We start from the raw sequence: 6166 nt of genomic DNA on the forward strand, positions 1-6166 counted from the left end.
CCTCGTGCAGGCGGCCCTCAGACGTCCGGGTGCTCGTCCAGCACCGACGCCGTCTCCGGGAGCAGCGGGGCCAGCGGGGGCAGCTCGTCCAGGCCGGTGAGCCCCAGCCGCTCCAGGAACAGCGGCGTCGTGGCGTAGAGCCCGCCCCCGGTGTCGGGGTCGGACCCGACCTCGTGCACCAGGCCACGGGTGATCAGCGTGCGCATGACGCCGTCGACGCCGACCCCGCGGATGGCCGAGACCCGGGCACGCGTGACCGGCTGGCGGTAGGCGATGACGGCGAGGGTCTCCAGCGCCGCCTGGGTCAGCCGGCTGCGCTGCCCCTCCCCGAGGTAGCGCTCCACGACGGCGGCGTGGTCCTCGCGGGTGTAGAGGCGCCACCCCTCCCCCACCCGGCGCAGCGTGATGCCCGCGGAGCGCTCGTCGTAGCCGGCCGCCAGCGCCGCCAGCCCCTCGCGCACCTGGTCCGCCGAGCAGCGCAGGGCCGCGGCCAGCGTCTCCTCGTCGACCGGGTCGTCGACGACGAACAGCAGCGCCTCCAGCCCGCCGGCCAGCTCCACCGGGCCCAGCAGCTCGACCGGCTCCGGCTCCGGCTCGGGCACGGGTGCCGGCGCAGCCTCGGGCACCGGGGGCGCGACGGGGATCGGGAGCTCGTCCTCGGCGGGCACCGCGGGGACGGGGAGCTCCTCGACCGGGCGGTCCCCGACGCGCGCGGCCAGCTCGGCGGCGACGGCATCCCAGGTGGAGGGGTGGGCCTCGCCGCGCTCCTCCGCCGCCCGCCGGGTGGCCTCCAGCTCGGCGGCGAGCGCGTCCCAGGAGATCGGCGTCCGCTCCTGCTCGGGTCGTTCCTCGGTCACCGGTACTCCTCGTCGGCGTCGGGGGCCGCCTCGTCGTCGGGCCCCGGGGCGGCGTCGCCGGTCCAGCGGACGTGCAGCTCCCCGAGCGGGGTGAGCTGCTCGAACACCACCCGCTGCTGGCGGTAGAGCTCGAGCAGGGCAAGGAAGCGGGCCACCACCTCGAGCGTGTGGTCGCAGTCGGCCGTCAGCGCCCGGAAGCTCGCCGTGCCGGACCGGGCCAGGTGGTTGCGCACGAGCAGCAGCTGCTCGGAGACGCTCACCGGGGGCGCGTGCAGGTGCGAGACGCTCACGGTCTCGGGGACCTTCGGCGCCAGGGCCCGGGCGGCGAGGGCGGCGAACTGCTGGGGCGTCAGGTCCAGCAGCACCTCGGGGACCAGCTCGGCGAACCGCGGCTCCAGCGCCGCCTGCCGCGGGTGGCGCAGGGCGGCCGACGCCTCGCGGTCCCGCAGGAAGGCCGCGGCCTGCTTGTAGGCCTTGTACTGCAGCAGCCGGGCGAAGAGCAGGTCGCGGGCCTCGAGCAGCTCCAGGTCCTCCTCGTCGTCGACCTCGGCGGCCGGCAGCAGCCGGGCGGCCTTGAGGTCGAGCAGCGTGGAGGCCACGACGAGGAACTCGCTGGCCTGGTCCAGGTCCAGCTCGTCCCCGAGGGCCCGCAGGTGGGCGATGAACTCGTCGGTCACCCGCGAGAGCGCGATCTCGGTGACGTCGAGCTTGTGCTTGCCGATCAGCTGCAGCAGCAGGTCGAAGGGGCCCTCGAAGTTCGTGAGCCGGACCGTGAAACGCGCGGGAGCGGCCCCGTCGGCCGGGTCGGCCGCCGGAACCGCTCCAGCGTCGTCGCTCACGGGTAGCAACCCTATGCGGGCTCCCCCCGGGGTCCCGCCGGGCACGTGCGCGTGGCGGCGGCCAGGTGGGGGCCGGGTCAGCGCGTCCGCAGCCGCCGCACCAGGACCGAGTCCTCGCCCCGCTCGGTGAGGTCGGCCAGGAGGACCTGCACGGCCTCGCGGACGATGCGGCCGCGGTCGGCGGCCAGGCCGTGCTGGGCCCGCAGGGTCAGCCGTGCGGACTCCAGCGCCAGCAGCTCGTCGGCGGAGATGTAGACGGTGATCTTCTCGTCGTGCTTGGTGCGCTCGGTCCGGCGTGCCGGGCGGCCGCGGGTGGCCACCTTCGGCTGCAGCACCTGGGGCGGCGCCGGCTCGGCGGGGCCCCCGCGGAACGCCGCGAGGTCGTCGTCACCGCTGTCGGCTCCCCCCGGGACGAGGGTGAGCGGCATCGCCGTCTCCGTGGCCTGGTCGGCGGACCGGCGCAGGCCACCGGCGCTGCGCAGCGCCGGGGAGCTCACCGTCGTCGACAGGCTGGGCAGCTCGGTGACCTCCGGCTCGGTGGTGGTGTCGGTGCGGCGGAACAGCTCCGAGGCACCGGGGAGAACGGGCCGGCGCGTCACAGTGCCAGCACCTCCTTGGCGAGGTCGCGGTACGCCGAGGCGCCCGTGGACGTGGGCGCCCACGTCGTGATCGGCTGGCCGGCGACGGTGGTCTCCGGGAAGCGCACGGTGCGCTGGATGACGGTCTGGAAGACGGTGTCGCCGAAGGCCTCGACGACCCGGCTGAACACCTCGCGGCAGTGCACGGTCCGGGAGTCGTACATCGTCGCGAGGATGCCGTTGATCTCCAGGTCGGGGTTCAGCCGCTCCTTGACCTTGTCGATCGTGTCGACGAGCAGGGCGACCCCGCGCAGGGAGAAGAACTCGCACTCCAGCGGGATGACGACGCCCTGCGCGGCCGTCAGGGCGTTGACCGTCAGCAGGCCGAGCGAGGGCTGGCAGTCGATGAGGATGTAGTCGTAGTCCTCGCGGACGTCGGCGAGGACGCGCAGCAGCGTCTGCTCGCGGGCGACCTCGCTGACCAGCTGCACCTCGGCGGCCGACAGGTCGATGTTGCTGGGGACGAGGTCCAGGCCCGGGATGTCGGTGTGCACCAGCACGTCGCGCAGGCTGGTGCGCCGCTCCATGAGGGCGTTGTAGATCGTCCGGTCCATGTTCTGCGCCGGGACACCCAGCCCGACCGACAGCGCACCCTGCGGGTCGAGGTCGATGAGCAGCACCTTGCGGCCGAACTCCACCAGCGCGGCACCCAGGTTGATGGTCGACGTGGTCTTGCCGACGCCGCCCTTCTGGTTGCACATCGCGATGATGTGGGCCGGCCCGTGCTGGGTCAGCGGCTTGGGGTCCGGGAGACGGCGCTGACGCGCCTTCGCCGGGTCCAGCCGCAGCGCCGCCGCCCCCATCTCGGGGTCGGAGTCGTGCGGGCGCGCGACGGCGTGAGCCGCGTCCGCTCGGATCGCCATGGGTCTGCTGCCTCCACCTCGTACCCGATCCGGACGTTCCGGGTGCGGTCAGCCGTCTGCGTCCGCTCGGGTGACACAGACGTTAAGGAGACGGAGAAAGCTTCCCAAGGCGGCACGCCGTCGACGTGTCGACATGGCGACGAATGCCAACAGGTGTGACTGCTCAAGCCGAACGGTGCACAGATCCTGCCCAACGCGGACGGGCAGCGCTGTCAGGTCAGCGCACGCGGGTGGCTGGTCGCGTAGACCTCGCGCAGCCGGTCGACGGTGACCAGCGTGTAGACCTGCGTGGTCGTGACCGAGGCGTGGCCGAGCAGCTCCTGGACCACCCGCACGTCCGCGCCGCCGTCGAGCAGGTGGGTGGCGAAGCAGTGCCGCAGCGTGTGCGGCGAGACGTCCCCGAGGCCGGCGCGCTCGGCCGCGGTGCGCAGAATGGACCAGGCGCTCTGCCGGGACAGCGGGCCGCCGCGCACGTTGAGGAACAGCGCGCCGCCGCGCACCCCGGCACGGCTGTTCGCCGCGAGCGCGGGACGGGCGCGCACGAGGTACTCCTCCACCGCCCGCAGGGCGTAGCTCCCGACCGGGACGACCCGCTCCTTGCCGCCCTTGCCCGACAGCCGCACGGTCGACCGGCCGCGGTCCAGGTCGTCGACGGCGAGGCCGACCGCCTCGGAGATGCGGGCACCGGTGCCGTACAGCACCTCCAGCAGCGCGCGGTCCCGCAGGCCGCGCGGGCCCTCCAGCGAGCCGGCCGCCTCGATGAGCGCGACCACCTGCTCCACCGGGACGGCCTTGGGCAGCCGCCGCGCCGGCGTGGGCGGCCGCACCTCGTGCGCGACGTCGTCGACCACGAGGCCGTCGAGCAGGGCGAACTTGTGCAGCCCCCGGACGGCGACGACCGCCCGCGCGGCCGAGGTGGCCGACAGCGGCGGGTGGTCCTCGTCGCCCTGCCGCAGCGCCGCGAGGAAGCCGGCGACGTCGGACTCGGCGACCTCGCCCAGCCCCAGGACGCCGGCCGCGCCCAGGTACTCGCTGTAGCGCCGCAGGTCGCGCCGGTAGGAGCTGATCGTGTTGGCCGCCAGCCCGCGCTCGACGGTGAGGTGGTCGAGGTAGCCGGTGATGACCCGGTCGACGTCGGGCCCGGCGTCCAGCGTGCTCGTCAGGACAGGACCTCCTGGAGCGCGACGGCCGGCAGGCCGTGGGCCTCGGCGACCTCCGGCAGCACCACGCTCCCACCGACCACGTTGACGCCGTGCGCCAGGGCCCGGTCCCGCCGGACGGCGGCCGCGGTCCCCTCGTTGGCCAGGGCCATCACGTAGGGCAGCGTCACGTTGGTCAGCGCGTGCGTCGAGGTGTTCGGCACGGCGCCGGGCATGTTCGCGACGCAGTAGAAGACCGACTCGTGCACCCGGAACGTCGGCTCGTCGTGCGTGGTGGGGCGGGTGTCCTCGAAGCAGCCGCCCTGGTCGACGGCGATGTCGACGAGCACCGAGCCGGCCTTCATCCGCGACACCAGCTCGTTGCTGACCAGCGTGGGCGCCTTGGCCCCCGGGACCAGCACCGCGCCGATGACGAGGTCGGCGTCCAGCACCGCGCGCTCGACCTCGTAGGCGTTGGAGGCCACGGTCTGCAGGTGGCCCTGGTAGATGCGGTCGGCGGCGCGCAGCTTGTCGATGTCCCGGTCCAGGACGACGACCTCGGCCTGCATGCCGAGGGCGATCGCCGCGGCGTTCATCCCGGAGACCCCGGCCCCGATGACGACGACCTTGGCCGCGTACACGCCCGACACGCCGCCGAGCAGCACGCCCCGGCCGCCGTGGGCGCGCTCCAGGCAGTGGGCGCCCACCTGCGGGGCCATGCGGCCCGCGACCTCCGACATGGGGGCGAGCAGCGGCAGCGCGCCGTCGGGGGTCTGCACCGTCTCGTAGGCGATGGCCGTCGTCCCGGACGCGACGAGCGCGTCGGTGCACGCGCGGGAGGCGGCGAGGTGCAGGTAGGTGAACAGCGTCTGGTCCGCGCGCAGCCGGCCGTACTCCTCGGCCACCGGCTCCTTGACCTTGAGCAGCAGGTCGGCGTCGGCCCACACGTCGTCGGCGGCGTCGACGATCCGCGCGCCCCCGGCGGCGAAGTCCTCGTCGGGGATCGACGAGCCCTCCCCGGCGCCGCGCTCGACGAGCACCGTGTGCCCGGCCCGCGTCAGCTCCGTCACCCCGGCAGGGGTGAGCGCCACCCGGTACTCCCGGTTCTTGACCTCTCGGGGAACCCCGACCCGCATCGCACGTCTCCCGGTCCCGGCGGGCCCACCCCGAGGGTGACGGGGCCCCCACCGCGTCATGGGCGGCCCGGTCGGGGCGCGCCTCGGCCGGAGTGTAGGCACGACGGCGGCCCGGAGGCCCGCACATCGGCGGTTCGGGGCACCCCGGCCGCCGGCCCGCGCTGCCGCGGCTGCCGGCCTGGCCGACGATGACGGGGCCGCCGCCCACCCCACCCGAGGACCCTCCATGCGCTTCTACGCCCAGCACCCCGCCCTGCGCGCCCGCCAGGTCGCCGCCGACCTCGGCGTGCTGCTCTGGGCCGTGCTGTGGGTGCTCGTGGCCCGGGCGGTGCACGCGGCCGTGCTGGTGCTGGCCGAGCCCGGGCGGGCGGTCGAGGACCTCGGCCGGTCGGTCGCCGGGTCGATGGGCTCGGCGGCCTCCGCCGCGGAGGACGTGCCGCTCGTGGGCGACGAGCTGGCGACGCCGTTCGACGCGCTCTCCGGCGCCGCGGGGTCGGTGCGCGGCGCCGGGCAGTCGGCGCAGGACGCCGTCGACACCCTGGCGCTGGTGCTCGCCGTCGTCCTGGTGGTGCTGCCGGTCGGTTGGCTGCTGTCCCGCTGGCTGCCCGCGCGGCTGCGCTACGCGCGGGAGGCGGGCGCCGCGCGGCAGATGCTGGCCGGGGTGCCCGACGTCGAGCTGCTGGCCGCCCGGGCG

Annotated in this window: 7 protein-coding genes; 1 reads left to right on the forward strand and 6 read right to left on the reverse strand. The window is 75.1% G+C overall.

The window, feature by feature from the left end; all coding sequences use genetic code 11:
* Window positions 1-17: 17 nt before the first annotated feature.
* The 6 genes from scpB to ald form a co-directional block, all read right to left on the reverse strand.
* A complete protein-coding gene (scpB, locus tag E4P43_RS16805) occupies window positions 18-857 on the reverse strand; it encodes an SMC-Scp complex subunit ScpB (RefSeq protein WP_135146592.1) in 840 nt (279 codons plus the stop codon).
* A complete protein-coding gene (locus E4P43_RS16810) occupies window positions 854-1696 on the reverse strand; it encodes a ScpA family protein (protein ID WP_135146593.1) in 843 nt (280 codons plus the stop codon). The genes scpB and E4P43_RS16810 overlap by 4 nt, the downstream gene beginning before the upstream one ends.
* 77 nt (window positions 1697-1773) lie before the next feature.
* Entirely contained in the window at window positions 1774-2295 is a 522-nt protein-coding gene (locus E4P43_RS16815; RefSeq protein ID WP_135146594.1) for a hypothetical protein, read from the reverse strand.
* On the reverse strand, window positions 2292-3197 hold the full coding sequence (locus tag E4P43_RS16820) for an AAA family ATPase (protein WP_135146595.1): 906 nt from the start codon (window positions 3195-3197) through the stop codon (window positions 2292-2294). The genes E4P43_RS16815 and E4P43_RS16820 overlap by 4 nt, the downstream gene beginning before the upstream one ends.
* A 212-nt stretch (window positions 3198-3409) precedes the next feature.
* On the reverse strand, window positions 3410-4360 hold the full coding sequence (locus E4P43_RS16825; RefSeq protein ID WP_280791018.1) for a site-specific tyrosine recombinase XerD: 951 nt from the start codon (window positions 4358-4360) through the stop codon (window positions 3410-3412).
* Window positions 4357-5472 carry an alanine dehydrogenase gene (gene ald, locus E4P43_RS16830; protein WP_135146596.1) on the reverse strand — a complete coding sequence of 372 codons (1116 nt, stop codon included), beginning with the start codon at window positions 5470-5472 and terminating at the stop codon, window positions 4357-4359. The genes E4P43_RS16825 and ald overlap by 4 nt, the downstream gene beginning before the upstream one ends.
* A 226-nt stretch (window positions 5473-5698) precedes the next feature.
* On the opposite strand from ald, the gene E4P43_RS16835 reads away from it, so the two are divergent.
* Window positions 5699-6166, forward strand: a 468-nt coding sequence (locus E4P43_RS16835; RefSeq protein ID WP_135146597.1) for a hypothetical protein, incomplete at its 3' end; no start/stop codon positions are given.

This window comes from Blastococcus sp. TF02A-35, assembly GCF_004571075.1.
In the GTDB taxonomy this organism is placed as follows: Bacteria; Actinomycetota; Actinomycetes; order Mycobacteriales; family Geodermatophilaceae; genus Blastococcus.